This is a genomic window from Candidatus Omnitrophota bacterium (assembly GCA_018894435.1).
GTDB lineage: Bacteria > Omnitrophota > Gorgyraeia > JAHIPI01 > JAHIPI01 > JAHIPI01.
The window spans coordinates 13876-33466 of the sequence record JAHIPI010000074.1 but is presented as its reverse complement, the minus strand read 5'-3'; the positions used below and the strand labels follow the sequence as shown (position 1 = coordinate 33466).

Here is a 19591-nt window from a genome sequence, read left to right as displayed (position 1 = left end):
CACGCCGATAGCCCTATCACTGAGGATATAAGTTTTGAAAATTATAATCAGGCGCTGGGATTCGTTAAAAAATACGGAGCGTATTAAAGATGTCAATAAGGGTGATACTCGATAAATGCACCGGTTGTAAGCTCTGCGTAAGGGCATGCCCATTTGGCGCTATAGAGATGAAAGAAAAGAAGGCCGTAATAGATCTCAATAAATGTAATTTCTGCGGCGCCTGCGTCGACCCATGCAAATTTAAGGCGATAGAATTAAAAAAAGACACCGTCCAAGTCCGGCCGGTATCCGGCAAGCCAAGTAAGGATGTGTGGGTATTCTGCGAGCAGAAGAAGAGCGTCGTACAAACTGTCTCGTGGGAGCTCCTGGGGAAGGGGAGAGAGCTGGCGGATAAGTTGGGGATGAAATTATGCGGCGTACTTTTAGGGAATAATATGAAAGATAAGGCCGTCGAGATCTTTGAAAGAGGCGCAGACAAGGTTTATCTGGTAGATTCCCCGAAGCTGGGCGCCTATCAGGACGAACCATATACGGAAGCGATCGTCAAATTAATAGAAAAATATTCCCCTGAGATACTTTTATGCGGCGCGACGACGATGGGAAGAAGCCTCATATCAAGAGTGGCCGTAAGGATAGGCACCGGCCTTACCGCGGATTGCACGGGGCTTGATATAGACCCCAAAGATAAGCTTCTTTTGCAGACGAGGCCTGCTTTCGGCGGAAATATAATGGCGACTATCATTACCCCTCACCACAAGCCGCAGATGGCGACCGTGCGGCATAAGGTGATGAAAGAAGCGGAGGCTGTGGCGGGGAAAAAAGGCGAGTTGATAGAAGAGAAGATAGACGATTCGCTTTTATCGTCAAGGACAAAACTACTGGATATTGTGGAAGAGATAGAATCTACGGTCAATCTCTCGGAAGCAGACATAATAGTCTCCGGCGGCCGCGGAATAGGGGCCCCGGAGAATTTTAAAATTATAAAAGAGCTGGCATTGGCTATAGGAGGGGCGGTAGGCGCCTCGCGCGCAGCCGTTGACTCCGGCTGGATACCGTACTCTCACCAGGTAGGGCAGACCGGAAAGACCGTATGCCCAAAAATTTATATCGCCTGCGGAATAAGCGGCCAAATACAACATTTGATAGGCATGCAATCAGCAAAAATAATCATAGCTATAAACAAGGACCCCGAAGCGCCTATTTTTAAAATCGCCACTTACGGCATTTGCGACGATATTTTCAAGGTCGTCCCGGAGCTCACAAAGGCGTTTAAAAAAATCACGGGCAAGTAAATCCGCGGATGCATAAATCTCACTTTTTCATCCTTTCATTTTTTACATTAAGAAGGTTAAGAAGCCTATTTTCTTACTTTCTGTTTTATTCATATCTTGACTTTTGTAAATAAATAGTATATATTTATAATATAATCTAACTCGAACACTCGGCAGCTTAAATAAGAGATATTATGTATTTTAAAAAATTAGAAATAGTAGGATTTAAATCTTTTGCCGAAAAGACTAAACTTTATTTCGAGCCCGGAATAACTACGGTAGTAGGCCCAAACGGATGCGGCAAGTGCGTGGACGGCGAAACAGAGGTCTTATTGTCTGACGGCCGACGGGAAAAAATCGGCCCATTGGTAGAGACAGCGATTGAAAATAATAAGCGGGTAAAACTACTTGATGACGGTTACTGCGCTTATTCCGATAGTATCGATCAGGCAAAAGTGTTTTCGTTAAATCCCCGCACCCTGAAAATAGAATACAAGCCTGTTCTTGCCTTCATAAAAAGAAAATCCCCATCGTTTCTGCTTAAAGTAAAGACAAAAAGCGGCCGCACAATAACAACCACCCATTATCACCCCTTTTTCAGTATCCGCGATGGCCAGGTTATCTCGCTCAAGGCCGAAGAGCTCAAGGAAAAAGTCAAAATAGCGCGACCGAGGCAATTAAAACCGTACGACTCTAACAATATTTTGCGAGTAGAATCGTTATTGGAAGAATTTTTACTGCAAGATTCTGTTTATATCCCATACTCCGAAAAGATTGGGTGCTATGTTGATAATCTGGCAGAAGAAGCGCATGGATTAGGGAAGTTGGCTCAGGATATAGGCGCCAATTTTAACCAGCTGAGATCAGTAGGAGACGGCCAAGCGTTGAATGCCGCAATATTTTCTCAGTTGTTAAAAAAACAAGCGATGCCCAATGTTTGTGAGGTCGTGACTAAGATTAAATCCAAGGGATGCGGTATGATTAAAATTCCCGTTCAACTTGACAGGGATATCGCCAGATTCTTGGGCTATGTACTTTCCGAGGGCCGAAATACCACCGCAAACCAGGTGTGGTTTGTCAATAGCGACGAAGCGCTTATCAAGGATTTTGCCTCATGCGTCAAAAATGTTTTCGGATTAGAAGCGAAAGTCTTCTCGTATAAAGAGAACACAAAAGACGTTTTAGTATATTCCCACGCGCTTTGCAAATTTTTGGATAGAGTATTCGGTATCGGCATAGGAGAAAAATCTTCTTCAAAAAGAATACCTAAACAGATATTCGGTGCAGACGATGAGATTGCCGCCGAATTTCTTTCGGCGCTCTTTGAAGGCGATGGCTATATATCCGCGGACAGAAAAGGAGGAAAGAATTGCGATTATATAGAATATTCCACGGCTTCGTGCGGCCTCGCGGAGGATATCGCTACTTTGTTGCTCCGGTTTGGGACACAGTCGGTTATCAGAGAAAAACTAAAGGCGGCGACAAACACAAGGGATAAGAAAAAGAGAAAATATTATTCCGTGTATGTCTATGGAATAAATAACATTAAACAACTGGTCCGGCGACTCGATTTTGTCGGCGTAAAAGCAGCCAGGTTGAAATCGATAGAGAATGCAAATTATACTGGAAACCCCAATTTGGACCTGATCCCGGAGGTAAATAAGTTAGTAAAATTGCTGGTTAAAGAAACGAAGATCAACGTCAAGAAACTGCGCAAGACTTATCCTAAGTTAAGCGCCTATTACGAGAATAGATGTTATGCAAGCCGCGAAGGCCTGAATGAAGTATTATGTGTTATTGAGGAACATGGCCGGATAAGCACTTTAGCCAGACTGATTTTGGATCATCTGAAGAATCTGGCGCGGTCAGATATTTATTGGGATGAGATCGTTAAAATTGAGCGGGTAAAGGGGCCTGAATGGGTCTATGACCTTACCGTTGAAGGGCACCACAACTTCGTTGCCAACGATATCATTGTCCATAATAGCAATATTATCGACGCCATAAAATGGGTATTGGGCGAGCAGTCTGTTAAGTCTTTGCGCGGTTCCGCAATGGAAGATGTCATATTTAACGGGACTGATGACAGAGAGCCGATAAATATGGCCGAGGTCTCGCTTACCCTGTCAAATAAAGATAGAAACCTTTCGATCGATGTCGATGAAGTCGTAGTATCCCGCCGGTTATTTCGTTCAGGAGAGAGCGAATATCTTATAAACAAGGCCCCCGTCCGACTCAAGGACGTCAACGAACTATTTATGGGTACGGGCATAGGGGCCGAGGCATATTCCATCGTAGAGCAGGGCAAGATAGACCTCATAATAAGCAGCCGCCCCGAGGACAGGCGTTTTATTTTTGAAGAAGCCAGCGGGATAACCAAGTACAAATCCAAGAGAAGGGAAGCGGTAAGGAAGCTGGAAGATACCGATAATAACCTTCTCAGGGTAAATGATATAGTTACAGAGGTCAAGCGCCAGATAGATTCAATAACGAGGCAGGCGAGGAAAGCGGAGCGCTATAAAGAGCGTTTTGACCGCCTTAAGGACCTGGAATCTAAATCGGCATTTTATGAATATGAGATCCTTAAGCGCGAAAGAGAAGAGAAGGAATCCGAGGCATCTGAAATAAAAGATGAGATCAGTAAGATATCCCGCGATATAGAAGACCTCTCATCAAATCTTGAATCGGAAAGAATATCTTTTGCCGGTATAGACGCGAAGTTTGCCCAACTGCAGAATTCCAAATTCTCCAAGGAGTCGTTAATAGAGCAGAATAAGAATAAGATAATCGTAGACAAAGAGCGGATTGCCGAACTCTCGGCAAGGATCGAAAGCTTAAGGGCCGAAATAACTTCTATAGAATCGAGGCATCTCTCGGCACAAAAACTAATAGAAGCGCTTGAAAACGAATTTGCCATAATCTCCGACCTAGAAGGCGCAAAAGTGCGTGTTTTGGAGGATGAAGAAAAGCGGCTTTTGGAGCTGGAAGCGGAAATAAGGACGAGCGAAAAGAATGTGATAGAAAGCCGTAAAAACCTCATCAACTATATGGCAGAGCGGTCAAAATCCAAAAATGAGGTTATAAAACTTACGAGCGATATACAGAATAGGTCTGTGCGTTTAAGGCGTCTTAGCCTGGAAGCGGAAAAGGTGGAGGAGGAAGCAAAGGCCGCAAAAGAGAAACTAGCGGAGGCCGACAGGGACTTTAAGGATACGGAAAACCGGCTTAACAATATCCGCGCGGAAAAAGATAGGATACTTGGCGAAAAAGAAGCGCTTCTTACGTCTGTCAGGGCCTCGGAAGATGAGCTGCAGAAAGAACGGGACGCGCTTATTAAGCTTGAATCCAAAAAATCTTTTTTGGAAGACCTCATAAAGAAACACGAAGGATTTACAGGCGGCACAAAAGCGCTTTTAGAATCGCTTGATAGTGGCGATTTAAAGATAGAAGGCATAGAGGGTGTTTTGGGCAATATGGTCGAGGCAAAGAGAGGGTTTGAAAGGGCAGCCGAGGCAGCGCTCGGCGATTATATTCAGTGTATAGTGGCAAAAGACAGAGAGAGCGCTTTAAAGGCGGTCGAATATCTGGAGACAACCAAAAAAGGACGCGCAACTTTCATAGTATCCAATGAGATAACAGATTCGAACGAGGCCCCGGCATCTCATCTTTCAAAAGACGATATCGTAGGCAGATTAAGCGACTTCATTACGGCTAAAGACAGCCTTAAAAAGGTAGTGGCAGGACTTCTTGGCAATACCTATCTTGTTGAAAGTGTAGACAAGGCCGAAAAGATACTACATTATATTTCTCCGGATTCCTCAGCTAACGTAAGACTGGTGACTAAAAAGGGTGAGGTTCTAGCGCGAGGTTTTATAGCGGGAGGGTCGGGAGTATTCGGAGAGGACGAGGGTATTATCGGCAGAGAACTGCGCCTGAAAGAGGCCTCCTCCGCCATAGAATCCACGAGGGATCTTATCGGCAAGATGGAAGCGGCGAAAGGGGATTTAAGCGCAAAACTTTTAAGCCTTGAAGAAAAGATCGTCTCCTTAGAAAGTATCCTCAGGGAAGAAGAGGCGGAATATCACAGTAAAAAGAGCCGCCTATCATCGGTCGGAGAAGAGGATGAGAGGCTCTCCGAGGAGTTATCGCTCCTTAATCTCGAAAGGGAAGAAATCCAGGACGAAGTGAACGACATTTCCTCCAAGAAGAACGACCTGGAAAAGTGCTTGGTGGAGATCGAGGCGGAGGAGAATAATACCCATAATCTTCTTGTCAATTCCGAAGAAGCGATAAAAAATATTTCCAGAGAGCGTGAAGAGATAGTAATACTGATAACAAAGGTCAAAACAGAGATTCAGGCTATTTCCAAAGAAAAGGCCACGCTTTCGCAGAACATAGAAGCCCAAAGAGAATCCTTTAATACTTACAGCCTGTCTCTCGCGCAGAAAAAAGACGAGATAGAATCTTCGGTGAGAAGGGCGGACGAGCTTTCTTCGGAGATAGAAGAGCTGGGAGCGGAGGTCGTCGAACTATCTAACGAAGCAAAGACAATAACCGAAGAGATCGCGCGAATAAGTGCCAACAAAGAGAAAAATTCTTCGGCTATAGAAATGATAGAAAAGCGTCTGGCCGAGCTATACAAGTTGTCAAACGAAGATAAGGATAAAGACCACAACTTAAACATGAAAAGTTCCGAAATATCTTTTAAGGCAGAGACGCTTAGGAATAGAATGGCCCAACTTTATAAGGTCGACATAGACCATGATAAGGTGGAATACGATCCGTCTTCGAACTGGGAATCATTTCGAGGAGAGATAGAGGAGCTTAAGCGCAAGCTCGAGTCAATGGGGACCGTAAATCTGGTAGCGATAGAGGAGCATAAAGAGCTGGAAGACAGGTTTAACTTTTTGAGCCAGCAGCGCGAAGATCTCGTAAAAGCAAAAGAATCGCTCAAGGAAGCTATATCCAAGATAAACAAGACGACACGCAAGCTTTTTATGGAGACATTTGAAAAGATACAGTTTGAATTTAAAAATTATTTCCGGTATCTATTTGGAGGCGGACAGGCTGAGGTATTTCTTTTGGACGAACACGATGTCCTTGAATCGGGTATAGAAATAGCTGTCAGGCCGCCCGGAAAGAGATTGCAAAGTATCACCCTTCTTTCAGGCGGAGAAAAGGCGCTTACAGCGATATCGCTGATATTCGCAATATTTAAAGTAAAACCGAGTCCGTTCTGCCTTTTGGACGAGGTCGATGCCCCCTTAGACGAATCTAACGTGGAGCGTTTTACCAAAGCGATAAGGGAATTTACCAAGACATCGCAGTTTATCGTAGTCACCCACAATAAGCGTACTATCACAATGGCCGATGTTATGTACGGTATCACAATGGAGAAATCCGGTATATCCAAAATAGTTTCGGTCAAATTCCACGATGAAGCGAGAGCGCAGGCCGTGGCTTCGGAAGAGAAAGAGAAGGAACCCGTTCGACACTTCGACGGTGCTCAGTGTGGTTTGAAGCGTGGTGAGCCTGTCGAACCACAAGCTCAGGGTTCGTCCCGAGTAGAGTCGAGGGACGAAGAGAAGAAGGCGGCCGAGCCAGAGAAACTCCTCACATAAGGGATCCCCATCTAAGCAGCCGGTTCGTGCATTATTATCAGGTCTTTTCCCGCCTTTTTCGCCTTGTAAAGGGCGGCGTCAGCGGTTTTTATTAACGCGTCTTTATCCGCAACATCTTTAGGGAAGGTAGATACGCCGCAACTGAAGGTAAATACCTTTTTCGGCTGGTATTCCTGATTCGGGAAATAGTACTGTTGGACTTTTTCTCTTAACCTATGAGCTATGTGGTTGGCATCGTCTTTTGTGGTCTGAGGTAGAATGATGGCGAATTCTTCGCCGCCGTAGCGACAGACGCAATCTTTTTTACGGGATGCCTCGACCATAACTTTCGCCATCTCCTTTATTATAAAATCTCCGGCAACATGGCCGAAACGGTCATTATAGTTTTTAAAATCGTCGATATCCATCATGAGGAGGCTTAATGGCATATCGGTTTCACGGGCCTTCTTTATCTCATTTGTCAGGGCAACTTGGAAATGACCGTGATTCCATAATTTTGTAAGCCAATCGGTATTCGATAAGTATACGGTCTCTTCATAAAGCCGCGAATTTTCTATAGCCAGTCCTGCGTGGTTGGCAAAAAGATTGAGCATGCGTACATCGGCTTTAGTAATAGGTTCTTGGGTGAATATATTGTCGGCCAATACTACTCCCACGACCTTATCCTTAGCCTTTAAGGGCGCCGTAACAAAGTATTTTGTTCCGAGCATTTTTAAGTATCTGTCTTCAGCGCTTAGGCGCGTTTCTTCGGCAAGGATTTCGAAAGACATTCCCTCGAGAGCAGTCAGGGCGATTATACCCTGGTTTTTATTCATCGTGATTACACCCTGTCCTTCGCCGAGCGGAATTCTTATGCTTTTTACAAGATTATGAAGCTGCGAATTCGCATCGCGCTTGAAATTATCGTAAGCGTTTATAAGGTCTTCAAGAGCCATTTTTCTGTCTTCTATACCCTTCCATATTTTTGTGGCTTCTTCTATGTTATGGGGGCCTATGCCCATCTTACCATCAAGCGTTTTATCTTTTTCGTTGAGCAGAAAGAGCATGGCTCTGTTAAATCCGAGCCCTTCATGAGAAGTAATGGACGTCAATATGATATATAATATCTGTTCCAGCTCAAGGGTGGTCCGCATGGCATTGGAGACCTCGTAGAGAAGGAGCAGTTCAGACTTCACCCTCTCCAGCTCCTCCTTGAGAAGTTCAGCCAGCTCTTGAGCGCTCTTACCCGTACTTTTTAACTTATCGTCTGGACCGTTCATAGTGACTATATAATATACCCCAATAAAAAGGGAATGTCAAGAGGATGCAAAAATGCGCTTGACACGGTACTAAGTTTAGATTATAATACCACTAATCTTCGGGGTGAGGTGGAATTCCTCGACCGGTAGTGAAAGCCTACGAGCCTTGCAATAGCGGGGCAGACCCGGCGCGATTCCGGGGCCGATAGTAAAGTCTAGATGAAAGAAGATTAAAAGATGCGGTTTTTTACTATTTTGTCATGCCCCGGAGAAATATCTTCGGGGTTTTGTTTTTTAATGAGCACATAACTTATGGAGCATTATTAGGCAATGGAGCGACATAAGTTATAGGTGCGAATTAATCCCGCCGAGTGCGGGGTTGTCTGAGGAATATAATTCTTACGAGGCGGGATAAGGATTGCCATGAAAGCCAATAATATGCGGGATATCATACGGGATCTGAAAGCCGGCAAAATGGTCATCGTCATGGATGACGAAAAGAGAGAGAACGAAGGCGATCTTGTCATAGCTGCGTCCAAGGTCCGGGACGAAGATATAAATTTCATGGTCAGATACGGCCGGGGGCTTGTCTGTGTACCGATGGAAGGGGCTATGCTAGATGGGCTGGGTATCTACTCAATGGTAGGGTCTCCGGGAGATCCTTTTAAGACTGCATGGGCGGTATCTGTTGACGCAAAAAAGGGTATTACTACAGGTATATCCGCAAAAGATAGAGCCCATACCATACGACTTTTAGGAAGTAAAAATACAAAGCCCGCAGACCTCGTAAAACCCGGCCATGTATTTCCATTGAGGGCGCGGGAAGGCGGCGTTCTTGTAAGAGCCGGCCATACGGAGGCGTGCGTTGACCTTATGAAGATATCTTCGCTCTATCCCGCCGGTGTAATATGCGAAATCTTAAATGAAGACGGTACAATGGCGCGCAGCCACCATTTGGATAAATTTGCCTTGAAATACGGCCTTAAGATATGCACTATAGCCGAGATTATAGAATACAGGAGAAGGCGCGAGAAGTTAGTGGAGAAATTGACAGAGACTCATATACCGACGGATGCCGGCGAATTTAAACTGGTAGTTTACGAATCCAAGATCGACAAATCGCACCACCTTGCGCTGATAAAAGGGGAATGCGGCAAGATCCCGGTACTTGTCCGCGTCCATTCCGAATGCCTTACGGGCGATGTCTTCGGTTCGCACCGATGCGACTGCGGCGAGCAGCTTAAGCGCGCGCTCAGGATGATAAATAAAGAAGGCAAAGGCGTTTTTCTTTATATGAGGCAGGAGGGAAGAGGTATAGGCCTTGCCAATAAGCTTAAGGCGTACGCCCTTCAGGATGGCGGGCTTGACACGGTAGAGGCAAATGCCGCGCTTGGTTTTGATGCTGACCTTAGGGATTATGGCATAGGCGCGCAGATTTTGGCGGATCTGGGACTCAAAGAGATAAGGCTTATTACGAATAATCCCAAGAAGATAATAGGCCTGGAAGGTTATGGTTTAAAAGTCACGGAACGCGTGCCGCTTGTAGTATCGCCGAACAAGGTCAATAAGAGGTATTTGGCGACGAAGAAGGAGAAATTAGGGCACTTTTTAGAAGCATAAAAATAAGGGGGGGGTAGACATGGGAAACGTGGTGAAGGTCAATCTGATAGCAAAGGATAAGAAGTTCGGCGTAGTCGTTTCACGCTTTAACGAGTTTCTTAGCTCAAAGCTCGTTGAGGGCGCGCTCGATACGCTTAAGCAGCATGGCGCCGATGACAAGTCAATAGACGTAATCTGGGTGCCCGGTTCTTTTGAAATTCCCATCGTGGCGCAGAAAATAGCTAAGTCAAAGAAATATGACGCGGTTATATGCCTTGGGGCGGTAATCCGCGGCGATACTCCGCATTTTGACTACATAGCAGGCGAAGTAGCCAAAGGGGTAGCCAAGGTTTCGCTTGATACCGGCATACCTTGCATTTTCGGTGTGATAACCGCCGATAATCTGGAACAGGCGATAGAGAGGACAGGGGCGAAACATGGCAATAAAGCGAGAGACGCAGCGCTCAGCGCTATTGAGATGGCGAATCTCCTTGAAAAAATCTAAACGGAGCCTATAACATGAGAAAAAGGACAAAAGCGCGCGAATACGCCCTAAAGATCCTCTACCAGATAGAGATGACAGGGGACGGCTATGCGGATGCTTTGAAATTTTTCTGGGAAAGGGAATCCGAAAAAGAAAATTCTATCAGTGAATTCGCAGGCCAGCTTGTAAAGGGCGTGGTCGAAAATATGAAAGAGATAGACGCGACCATAACAAAATACGCGACCAACTGGCAGATAGACAGGATGGCAGTCGTAGACAGAAACATACTCAGGATAGCCGCTTTTGAGATACTTCGTCTTGACGATATTCCTCCGAAGGTCTCCATAAATGAGGCCATAGATATAGCAAAGAAGTACGGGGACAAAGATTCGGGAAAATTCGTTAACGGCATACTCGACAAGATAAGTAAAGAGAAAGCAAAAAGATGAACCCCGCCCTTCCTGCAGGGCAGAGTTCAAAAGAAAGGAAGAGCGGGGTGAAAAAATTTGCGGATCTTCACGTCCATACCTTTCATTCTGACGGTACTTTTACTCCGGAGGAGGTCGTGAAAGTTGCTCATAAAAAGGGGCTATCAGCAATAGCGATTACCGACCACGACTCGGTCGACGGGATAACGCCTTCCATGGCAGCAGCTGAGAAATATGGCATGGAGATAATACCCGGCGTAGAATTGACGGCCGAGGAAGAGAATCTCGAGATACACATACTTGGTTATTTTATCGATTGGAAAGCCGAGTGGTTTGAAGATAAACTAAAAAAGATACGCCAGGCGAGGCTCGGGCGTATTTACGCCATGGTGGATAAACTAAAAAGCGCGGGAGTGGACATAGACGCTGAAAAGGTTTTCAAGGTGAGCGGGCCGGGCGCGGTAGGAAGGCTGCATTTAGCGATAGCCTTATACAACGAAGGTATTACGGCGTCAATAAACGAAGCGTTCAGAAAATACATAGGAAATGAGTCGCCCCATTACGTTAGAAAATATAAGCTTACGCCCAAAGAGGCAGTAGATATGATAATAAAATTGGGCGGTGTCCCCGTATTGGCGCATCCGCGCGTATTGGGCAGAGATGACCTTATAGCGCGTTTTGTCGAAGACGGTATTCGCGGCATAGAAGTATACCGTACCGAGCATGTCCCAAATGTAATGACGCGTTACGAAGAGATGGCATCGCAGCACGGCTTACTGATCACCGGCGGTTCCGATTGCCATGGTACCGGCAAAGGCGAGGTCCTTTTGGGTAAGGTCAAGGTCCCTTATTCGTTCGTGGAAGCCCTGAAAAAGGAAGCAGATAATATAAAAATGCAAAATGAAAATATTCCACCCGCGAGATAGAAAATATATGGCAATAGCTCTCTCTTTGGCCGAAAAGGGCATCGGCATGACTGCGCCTAATCCCGTCGTGGGCGCAGTTTTGGTGAAGAACGGCAGAATAGTAGCGGCTGATTACCACAGGAAAGCAGGCGCGCCGCACGCGGAAGCCCTGGCAATAAAGCGGGCCGGCAAGGATGCGCGAGGCGCCACCTTATATTGCACGCTCGAAGCATGCGCGCATTATGGGAAAACACCGCCGTGCGCTGATCTGGTAATAAAAAGCGGCATAAAAAGAGCGGTCTTTGCGATGAAAGACCCCAACCCGCTAAATAATGGAAAAGGCCTGACCTGCCTAAAAAAAGCCGGCATAAAGACAGAATGCGGCATATTGGAGGATGAGGCGAGGAGCCTCAACCGCCCTTTTATAAAATTTATGAAAAAGCGCCTGCCGTACGTGACATTAAAGATTGCGCAAAGCCTGGACGGCAAGATAGCGGACAAAGATGGGTGCTCAAAATGGATCAGTTCGGAGGAATCGCGGCACCTTGTCCATAAATTACGCGCGCTAAATGACGCTGTTATGGTGGGCGTAAATACATTGATGAAAGACGACCCTCTTTTGAATAACAGGCATTGCCCCGCTTTTAAGAAACAGCCTTTACGGATAATTTTAGATACCGATCTTCGCACTCCCAAGGCAAGCCGCATATTAAAAAACTCAAAAGGCGACGGCGCCATTTTAATAGCCTGCGGCAAGGGGGTTTCTTTAAAGAAGAAGAGGTCGCTGGAAAAGAAGGGCGCGGAGGTTGTTCTTTTGCCGCGTGAAAATGGCCGCGTAAAACTGATATCGCTTTTGAGATATCTATACGCGAGGGGGATTATGTCACTTTTGTGCGAAGGCGGAAGCGAATTATGCGCATCGCTCGTAAAGAACCGGCTGGCCGACGAGGCATATTTTTTCATATCGCCAAAAATAATAGGCGGCAAAAGTGCCCCCACAGCTTGCGGCGGGTCAGGTAGTTCCATAAAAGATGCGACAGGACTCAAAGATGTCAGAGTCGAGACATGCGGGCCGGATATCGTAATAAGAGGGGAGTTTTGATGTTTTCAGGCATAGTAGAAGAGAGGGCATTAGTCGAGAGGGTGGCAAGGAATATGTCCGGTGTAAAACTTTACCTGAAGGCCGGACACCTATCCCCTGGCACAAAAGTAGGTGACAGTATAGCCGTAAACGGGGCCTGCCTTACCGTCGCTTCAATCGATAGAAACATTTTGCAATTTGATATTATGGCCGAGACATTAAGGGCGACGACGCTTTCCGATATAAAAGACCGCGATATAGTCAATGCCGAACGGTCGTTAAAAGTGGGGGGTAGGATATCCGGCCATTTTGTTACGGGTCACATAGATTGCGTAGGTGTTATAAGCGCAGTAAAAAAAGAGACAAACAATTATAAAGTTGAAATACGAATCCCTGAAGACAAGATGAGATACATTGCCCCTAAAGGGTCTGTTTCGGTTGACGGCGTAAGCCTTACGGTTGCAGAAATCACGCAGAGGTCTTTCAAGGTAGCGCTTATACCTCTCACTTTGAAAGAGACATCGCTAGGCTCCAAAAAATCAGGGGATAAGGTCAATATAGAGTGTGACATTCTTGCCAAATATGCGCACGCCGGCGCCGGAAGGGCCTCGGGTGATATAGATGCCGAGTTTCTGAAAAAGCACGGCTTCTTTTAATATCCCCTATCCCCTTGACATTTGGGGAAATTAGATTATACTATAGATATAGTTTAGGAATTATAAAGAGATACTTTTAAAACGGAGGAAATAATGGGGAAAAAGACGGTAGTCATAATAGTATCTGTGATTCTTATGGGCCTATTTTCTATACAATCCACATGTTTTGCCCAGAACATGCTGAGGAAACTTGGCCGCGGATTGGCCAATGTTGCCACGGGCGCCATTGAGATTCCTAAAGCAATTCAGGATACCTTTTATGATGAGGGGCCGGTTGCCGCCGGAAGCTGGGGCCTAATAGACGGAATTTACAAATTTTTTGCAAGGACCCTGGTAGGGGTTTATGAGGTAGTCACTTTTCCGATACCGTTCCCTGCCGATTATGCACCTATTGTAGAGCCTGAATTTTTGTTTTCTCCGCACGAACAATAGAATAGCCGCAATTTTGCTTATAGGGCCAGATCCTAAAAACGTAGTTAACATAACTAGGGTCTGACCCTCTTTTCTTGCAGCCAAGCGCGAGGGCAGGGAATTTTTTGGTTGACTGTACTCACCTGAGATACTATAATCATCTATTACATTATAATTATGATATATTCCCTCGGTTGCTCTTGCTCATCGCAACCTCGGGATCAAATTTTGCTTCGCAAAATTTGTCGGGGCGTAGCGCAGCTTGGCTAGCGCGCTTGGTTCGGGACCAAGAGGTCGGCGGTTCGAATCCGCCCGCCCCGACCATGGTTCGACGCGGGAAAGCTTCCCGCTATTATATCGGCTGGAAGCTTTCCCTTGCTCACCATGGCCCTGAGTCCTTCGACTTTGCTCAGGATGGTTCGCGAAGGATGGTGAGCAGAGTCGAACCACAAACGAACGGAGTAAGTGCGTCGAAGGGCCATCTTTTTATGCATAAGCGTTTACACGTCTATTATTCCGGAACAGTGCAGGGTATCGGTTTTCGGTTTACCGCAGAGAATATCGCCGTTAACCTCGAGCTCGGAGGCTGGGTAAAAAATTTAGCCGATGGCAGGGTGGAGGTTTTATGCGAGGGCGAGGAAGCGGACCTCGTCACTTTTATAAATAAGATAAAGAATGGCCCTATGAAACACTACATATCCTCACAAGATATTGTGTGGGATGAAACAAAGGACGAATTTAAGAATTTTCGCATTCGATTTTGATGGGAGAGGATAAAATGGAAAAGATCATTGAGGTCAAGAATCTCAGCAAGTATTACAAAAATGTAATGGGCGAAAAGGTCTTCAAGGCGCTGGATGGCATATCTTTGGATGTGGAAAAAGGGGAGATATTCGGCCTGCTCGGCCCAAACGGAAGCGGCAAGACTACTCTATTAAAATTACTACTCGGCCTCATATTTCCCACGAGCGGCCGAGCTACAGTACTCGGTAAAAGCCCGCGCGATGTCGCCTCAAAAAATAGAATAGGATATCTTCCCGAACACCCTTACTATTATGATTTCCTGACGCCTGTAGAACTACTGGGCTTCTATGGCTCCTTAGGCAAGCACGCTTCCCGTTTAAGCAGGGACAGAATAGATTATCTTATAGATAAAGTCGGCTTGGGCGCTTTTAAGAATATGCGGATACGCAATTTCTCGAAAGGCATGCTTCAGCGAATAGGGCTTGCTATAAGCCTTGTTAATGACCCCGAAGTACTTTTTTTAGACGAACCTACTCTGGGTCTTGACCCCATAGGCACTACCGAAATTGAGAATCTTCTTTTGGAATTAAAATCCAGGGGAAAGACGATATTCTTATCCAGCCATATATTATCGCAGGTGCAGGATTCCTGCGATTCTATAGCTATCATACATAAAGGGAAGCTTATAAGGAAAGGGCGGCTCAAAGAGCTGCTTGTTTCAAAAGACGAATTATCGTTGACTTTGAGGGGGCCCAAAGCAGCTGAGAGCATGACACGGCTGCGTGCTGCCGCCGGACAAAGCGGTTATGAAGTAGTAGATGTCGCCGATAAGCGGGATTCATTAAAGGACCTATTTATTAAACTTATCAAAGAGGAGGCAAAAAAGTGAATAATATATTGTCCATAGCCTCTATAACCTACAAAGAAGCGCTCCGCAACAGACTCCTTAATACCCTGATCATATTTGCGGCTGTATCTATAGCGTCCACAAGGTTTTTTGTGGTGTTTGCGCCCAGTGAAGAGCTTAAGATAATACAGGATACATCGCTCGGCATAATAAGATTTATGGGCATGCTTATAACGGTCTTTCTGACTGCGGCGCTACTCCCGCGCGAGATGGAGAGGAGGACAGTTACCACAGTCATTACCAAAGCGGTATCAAGGACAGAATTTTTGTTCGGCAAGTTTTTAGGCGCCGTTTACGCGATAATGGCAAATATGGTGTTTATGAGCCTGATCCTTTTTATAATCATATACCTTAAAGGAAAGACTTTTAACCCAGAACTTATAAAAGCGCTTTTTTTAATGTCCATAGAGTTTATTGTGCTCGGCTCTATAACTTTGTGCATATCTACAATTGCGTCGGAGATGTTTAATATAACTTTCGGGATATTGATATTTTTGGTGGGCCACCTGACAAATTATCTTAATCATCTGGCGGAGAAATTTACTTCAGTCGGGATGAAGTCATTGCTCATAACCCTTTATACATTACTGCCGAATTTTGAGAATTTCAATATTCAGGATGCCATCGTGTTAGGCGCAAAGGTTTCGCTCGCATATATAGGCAAGGCCGCTTCTTACGGCCTTATCTATTCGGTAATAATGCTTCTTTTGGGATACCTTTTATTTGCCGAAAGGGAGATCTGATGCACTTTTACACGCCGCGTATCCATAAGTATATTATCGCGGGATTTATTGCGGCATCTTTCATGGCGATACTTGTCCTTCAGGCATCTATAAATTATAGCCGCGTTACCGAAGACCTTGAGGAAGCCATAGTTATTATGCCGGGAGAGTTTGCTACCAATTTTGTGATAGGCGGCTTCCGCGGGCTGGCGGTCGATTTACTGTGGCTCAAGCTGGACGAACTTTGGCATGAGGGAAAATGGTTCGACATAATACCGATCCTTCGCTCCATAACATGGATGCAGCCGCATTTTTTGGAAGCATGGGAGCTTGGCGCATGGCACCTTGCTTATAACTGTTATGCCTATGCCGAATCTGCGGGAATAGCGGAAAAGGATATGTATATTGATGAAGGCATCAGGTTTTTAAAAGAAGGCATTGCGCGAAACAGGAACGTCTACGATCTCTGGTTTAACCTGGGATGGATATATTACCATAAGCTTAAAAATTATGAAGAGGGTATACGGCATTTTAGGGCGGCAATAAGATATAAGCACCCGAGCTATATAGACAGATTGATAGCGCATGCCTACAGAAAAGAGGGGGATATAGAATCGGAATACAAAGAATGGCAGCGCTGCCTTACGGTATTCACGGACGACCCCTATCATATGCAGCTATCAAGAGAGCATCTTGAAAAGGCGAAAGAGAAACTCATAGAAGCGGGGAAGCTTAAAAAATAATATTAGGGATATTCCCTATGCGTTACGGCATATTCTCGGACGTGCACTCAAACGGCGAGGCCTTTCAAACGGTTATAACTTCTCTAAAAGAAGAGAATATAGATATATATATCTGCATCGGAGATATAGTCGGCTACGGGGCCGAACCTTCTGACTGCATAGACCTTACGCGGAAGATTACCGATAAGGTAGTCGCGGGTAATCACGATTGGGCCTCTGCCGGCATATTGACAACATCATACTTTAATGACTTTGCAAAAGAAGCCATAGAGTGGACATCGAAGAGGCTTGTTGTAGAGGAAAAAGAGTATCTTAAAGCACTTAGCCTCGTTTATGAGGATGAAAATATTACAGCCGTCCACGGCTCTCTTAACGAGCCGGAAGAGTTTCATTATATACTTGATACATCGCAGGCACTGGCGACATTCGGCCTCATGAAGGGTGAGTTATGTTTTATAGGCCATTCTCACTTGCCCTTGATTTGCGCCAAAGGCCGGAAGGGCGTGGCATTTTTACCGGAATCCGAAGTCAAAATAGAAAAAGGCGCACGGTACATAATTAATGTGGGCTCGGTAGGCCAGCCGAGAGACGGCGATCCGCGCGCGTCTTACGCGGTCTTTGATACCGAAAAAAGTTACGCGGAAATAAAGAGAGCCCCCTACGATGTAAAAAAGGCGGCGAAGAAGATCATAGATGCAGGGCTTCCGCCTGTATTGGCCGCCCGGCTTAATGAGGGAAGATAAGTTGAAGAACGCGGATGTGAAAAAGCGCATCGAAAGATTAAGAAATGAGATAGAGCGATATAATAAGTTATATTATGAAGATGCCGCTCCAACTGTTTCCGATCAGGAATACGACGGCCTTTTAAAGGAATTGGCCTCTCTCGAGGGGAAGTATCCGCAGTTTAAAGCAGCTGGTTCTCCCACCGAAAAGGTGGGCGGGGCGCCGACCGGAGAGTTTCCGGCCGCAAAACATATAGTGCCGATGCTGAGTATGGATAATACTTACAATGCGGATGAACTCAGGGCATTTGACGGACGCGTCAAAAAGAATTTAGGAATAGATAAAGTTGAGTACGTTGTTGAGCTTAAGGTTGACGGCGCGAGCATCTCGCTTCTTTATAAAAACGGAAAACTGGAAAGCGGCGCGACAAGGGGCGACGGCAGAGAAGGTGATGTAGTTACGCATAATATATTGACTATGTCGGCTATACCGGCTCGCCTTTCCGCCGGAGGCGGATCCGCCTTTGGCGGAAAGAAAGATCATCGTAAAGTGCCGGCCTTAATGGAAGTCCGCGGCGAAGTATATATGTCGGAAAAGGATTTCCTGAAGGTCAATGCCGAAAAAGAAAAGGCGGGCGAAGAACTTTTTGCGAATCCGCGGAATGCCGCGGCCGGCTCGCTTAAACTTCTGGACCCGGCGATAGTCGCAAAAAGGCATCTGAGCATATTGGTGCATGGCGTAGGCGCGCTTCTCAGTGTTAAAATAAGCAGCCAGTACGAACTTCTTCGGTATCTCGATTCTGCGGGCATGAGGGTCAATCCTCATATCGCGAAGTTTTCCGGGATAGAGGATGTGATAAAATATTGTGACAGCTGGGAAAAGAAAAAGGACACGCTCGAGTATCCTGTTGACGGCATGGTAGTGAAAGTTAATTCTTTTGACTACCAGAAAAAGCTGGGTTCGACTACTAAAAGCCCCCGCTGGATGATAGCGTATAAATTTCCGGCGGAGCGAAAGGAAACAAAACTTCTGGATATTATCGTGCAGGTAGGGAGGACCGGGACCCTGACACCCGTTGCTTTATTAAAACCCGTCCACATATCAGGCTCGACGGTATCGCGCTCTACGCTTCACAATATAGACGAGATAGAGCGAAGAGATATAAGAATAGGTGATACCGTTATTATAGAAAAGAGCGGCGAGATCATACCGCAGGTCATAAGCGTAGTAAAGGAGCGGCGTACCGGGGGAGAAGAGAAGTTCAGGATGCCCAAAGAATGCCCTGTTTGCGGAGCAGGTACTATAAGGCCCGAAAATGAGGTCGCCGTAAGATGCGATAATATTTCGTGCCGGGCGCAGATAGAGCAGAGGATAATCCATTTTGCTTCAAGGGGCGCCATGGATATAGAGGGGCTGGGCGAGAGGGTTGTAAGCCAGCTGGTAGAGAAGAAGATGGTGCGTGACTACGGAGACCTCTACTATCTCGGATTTGAGGACGTGAAGAACCTGGAACGATTCGCCGACAAATCCGCCAGGAATTTAATAGACGGTATCGAAAAGAGTAAACAAAACGAGCTCTTTCGGCTTATATTTGCCCTTGGCATACGCCATGTCGGGGTTCATGTGGCGTGGCTTTTATATAAGCATTACGGTTCAATAGATAGGATAGCCAGGCAGAGCATAGAATCGCTCGAGTCGCATAAAGAGATAGGGCCTATAGTAGCAGAAAGCATACATGCTTTTTTCAACAATAAGGCGAATCTTAAGGTCCTTGAAAAGTTTCGCAAAGCCGGCGTAAGGATGGAAGAAGAAGTCTCCGGGCGAAAGGGCATTTTTGATGGGAAGAGCATTGTCTTTACGGGAGGATTATCTTCTATAACAAGAAGCGAAGCGGAGGAACTTGTCCGCAAGCTCGGGGGAAGAGTATCGTCAAGCGTCAGCAAAGAGACAGGCATAGTTGTGGCCGGGGCCGAGCCAGGTTCCAAATACGACAAGGCAAAGTCGCTCGGCGTAAAGATAGTCAGCGAAGAAGAGTTTAAAGATATGATAAAATAAAGG

The 19591-nt window shown here is 45.8% G+C and carries 16 protein-coding genes, 1 tRNA gene and 1 riboswitch; of the genes, 16 read left to right on the top strand and 1 reads right to left on the bottom strand.

The window, feature by feature from the left end:
• The first annotated feature begins 89 nt into the window (after positions 1-89).
• Both KKI13_06020 and smc read left to right on the top strand, forming a co-directional pair.
• The gene (locus KKI13_06020) at positions 90-1292 is read left to right on the top strand and encodes an electron transfer flavoprotein subunit alpha (protein ID MBU4488603.1); all 1203 of its coding nucleotides are present in this window, start codon (positions 90-92) and stop codon (positions 1290-1292) included.
• A gap of 173 nt (positions 1293-1465) precedes the next feature.
• Positions 1466-6892, top strand: a complete 5427-nt coding sequence (gene smc, locus KKI13_06015; GenBank protein MBU4488602.1) for a chromosome segregation protein SMC — start codon at positions 1466-1468, stop codon at positions 6890-6892.
• An 11-nt stretch (positions 6893-6903) separates the two neighbouring features.
• On the opposite strand, the gene KKI13_06010 is transcribed toward smc, so the two are convergent.
• Positions 6904-8151, bottom strand: coding sequence for a diguanylate cyclase (locus KKI13_06010; GenBank protein MBU4488601.1), 1248 nt, complete (start codon positions 8149-8151; stop codon positions 6904-6906).
• A gap of 90 nt (positions 8152-8241) precedes the next feature.
• A riboswitch (FMN riboswitch) is annotated at positions 8242-8365 on the top strand.
• Positions 8366-8553: 188 nt separating this feature from the next.
• Between KKI13_06010 and KKI13_06005 the strand changes: the two genes are divergently transcribed.
• The 14 genes from KKI13_06005 to ligA all read left to right on the top strand — a co-directional run bounded on the left by KKI13_06005 (position 8554) and on the right by ligA (position 19588).
• Complete coding sequence (locus KKI13_06005) at positions 8554-9750, top strand: bifunctional 3,4-dihydroxy-2-butanone-4-phosphate synthase/GTP cyclohydrolase II (GenBank protein ID MBU4488600.1); 1197 nt, start codon at positions 8554-8556, stop codon at positions 9748-9750.
• A 19-nt stretch (positions 9751-9769) separates the two neighbouring features.
• On the top strand, positions 9770-10234 hold the full coding sequence (ribE, locus tag KKI13_06000; protein MBU4488599.1) for a 6,7-dimethyl-8-ribityllumazine synthase: 465 nt from the start codon (positions 9770-9772) through the stop codon (positions 10232-10234).
• A 14-nt stretch (positions 10235-10248) separates the two neighbouring features.
• On the top strand, positions 10249-10662 hold the full coding sequence (nusB, locus tag KKI13_05995) for a transcription antitermination factor NusB (protein ID MBU4488598.1): 414 nt from the start codon (positions 10249-10251) through the stop codon (positions 10660-10662).
• A gap of 47 nt (positions 10663-10709) precedes the next feature.
• Positions 10710-11567, top strand: coding sequence for a PHP domain-containing protein (locus KKI13_05990; GenBank protein ID MBU4488597.1), 858 nt, complete (start codon positions 10710-10712; stop codon positions 11565-11567).
• The gene (gene ribD, locus KKI13_05985) at positions 11542-12648 is read left to right on the top strand and encodes a bifunctional diaminohydroxyphosphoribosylaminopyrimidine deaminase/5-amino-6-(5-phosphoribosylamino)uracil reductase RibD (GenBank protein MBU4488596.1); all 1107 of its coding nucleotides are present in this window, start codon (positions 11542-11544) and stop codon (positions 12646-12648) included. The genes KKI13_05990 and ribD overlap by 26 nt, the downstream gene beginning before the upstream one ends.
• Positions 12648-13283 carry a riboflavin synthase gene (locus KKI13_05980; protein MBU4488595.1) on the top strand — a complete coding sequence of 212 codons (636 nt, stop codon included), beginning with the start codon at positions 12648-12650 and terminating at the stop codon, positions 13281-13283. The genes ribD and KKI13_05980 overlap by 1 nt, the downstream gene beginning before the upstream one ends.
• A 93-nt stretch (positions 13284-13376) precedes the next feature.
• Positions 13377-13715 (top strand): exosortase system-associated protein, TIGR04073 family, encoded by a 339-nt coding sequence (locus KKI13_05975; GenBank protein ID MBU4488594.1) that lies wholly within the window; start codon positions 13377-13379, stop codon positions 13713-13715.
• 225 nt (positions 13716-13940) lie between these two features.
• Positions 13941-14018, top strand: a tRNA-Pro gene (locus KKI13_05970).
• A 164-nt stretch (positions 14019-14182) separates the two neighbouring features.
• Positions 14183-14458 carry an acylphosphatase gene (locus tag KKI13_05965; GenBank protein ID MBU4488593.1) on the top strand — a complete coding sequence of 92 codons (276 nt, stop codon included), beginning with the start codon at positions 14183-14185 and terminating at the stop codon, positions 14456-14458.
• A gap of 14 nt (positions 14459-14472) precedes the next feature.
• Positions 14473-15327 (top strand): ABC transporter ATP-binding protein, encoded by an 855-nt coding sequence (locus KKI13_05960; GenBank protein MBU4488592.1) that lies wholly within the window; start codon positions 14473-14475, stop codon positions 15325-15327.
• Positions 15324-16088, top strand: a complete 765-nt coding sequence (locus KKI13_05955) for an ABC transporter permease (GenBank protein MBU4488591.1) — start codon at positions 15324-15326, stop codon at positions 16086-16088. The genes KKI13_05960 and KKI13_05955 overlap by 4 nt, the downstream gene beginning before the upstream one ends.
• Positions 16088-16810: a tetratricopeptide repeat protein gene (locus KKI13_05950; GenBank protein MBU4488590.1), complete on the top strand. Its 723-nt coding sequence runs from the start codon at positions 16088-16090 to the stop codon at positions 16808-16810. Before KKI13_05955 ends, KKI13_05950 begins: the two co-directional genes overlap by 1 nt.
• Before the next feature lie 17 nt (positions 16811-16827).
• The gene (locus tag KKI13_05945; protein MBU4488589.1) at positions 16828-17553 is read left to right on the top strand and encodes a metallophosphatase family protein; all 726 of its coding nucleotides are present in this window, start codon (positions 16828-16830) and stop codon (positions 17551-17553) included.
• Entirely contained in the window at positions 17540-19588 is a 2049-nt protein-coding gene (ligA, locus tag KKI13_05940; GenBank protein ID MBU4488588.1) for an NAD-dependent DNA ligase LigA, read from the top strand. The genes KKI13_05945 and ligA overlap by 14 nt, the downstream gene beginning before the upstream one ends.
• The last annotated feature ends 3 nt before the right edge of the window (positions 19589-19591 follow it).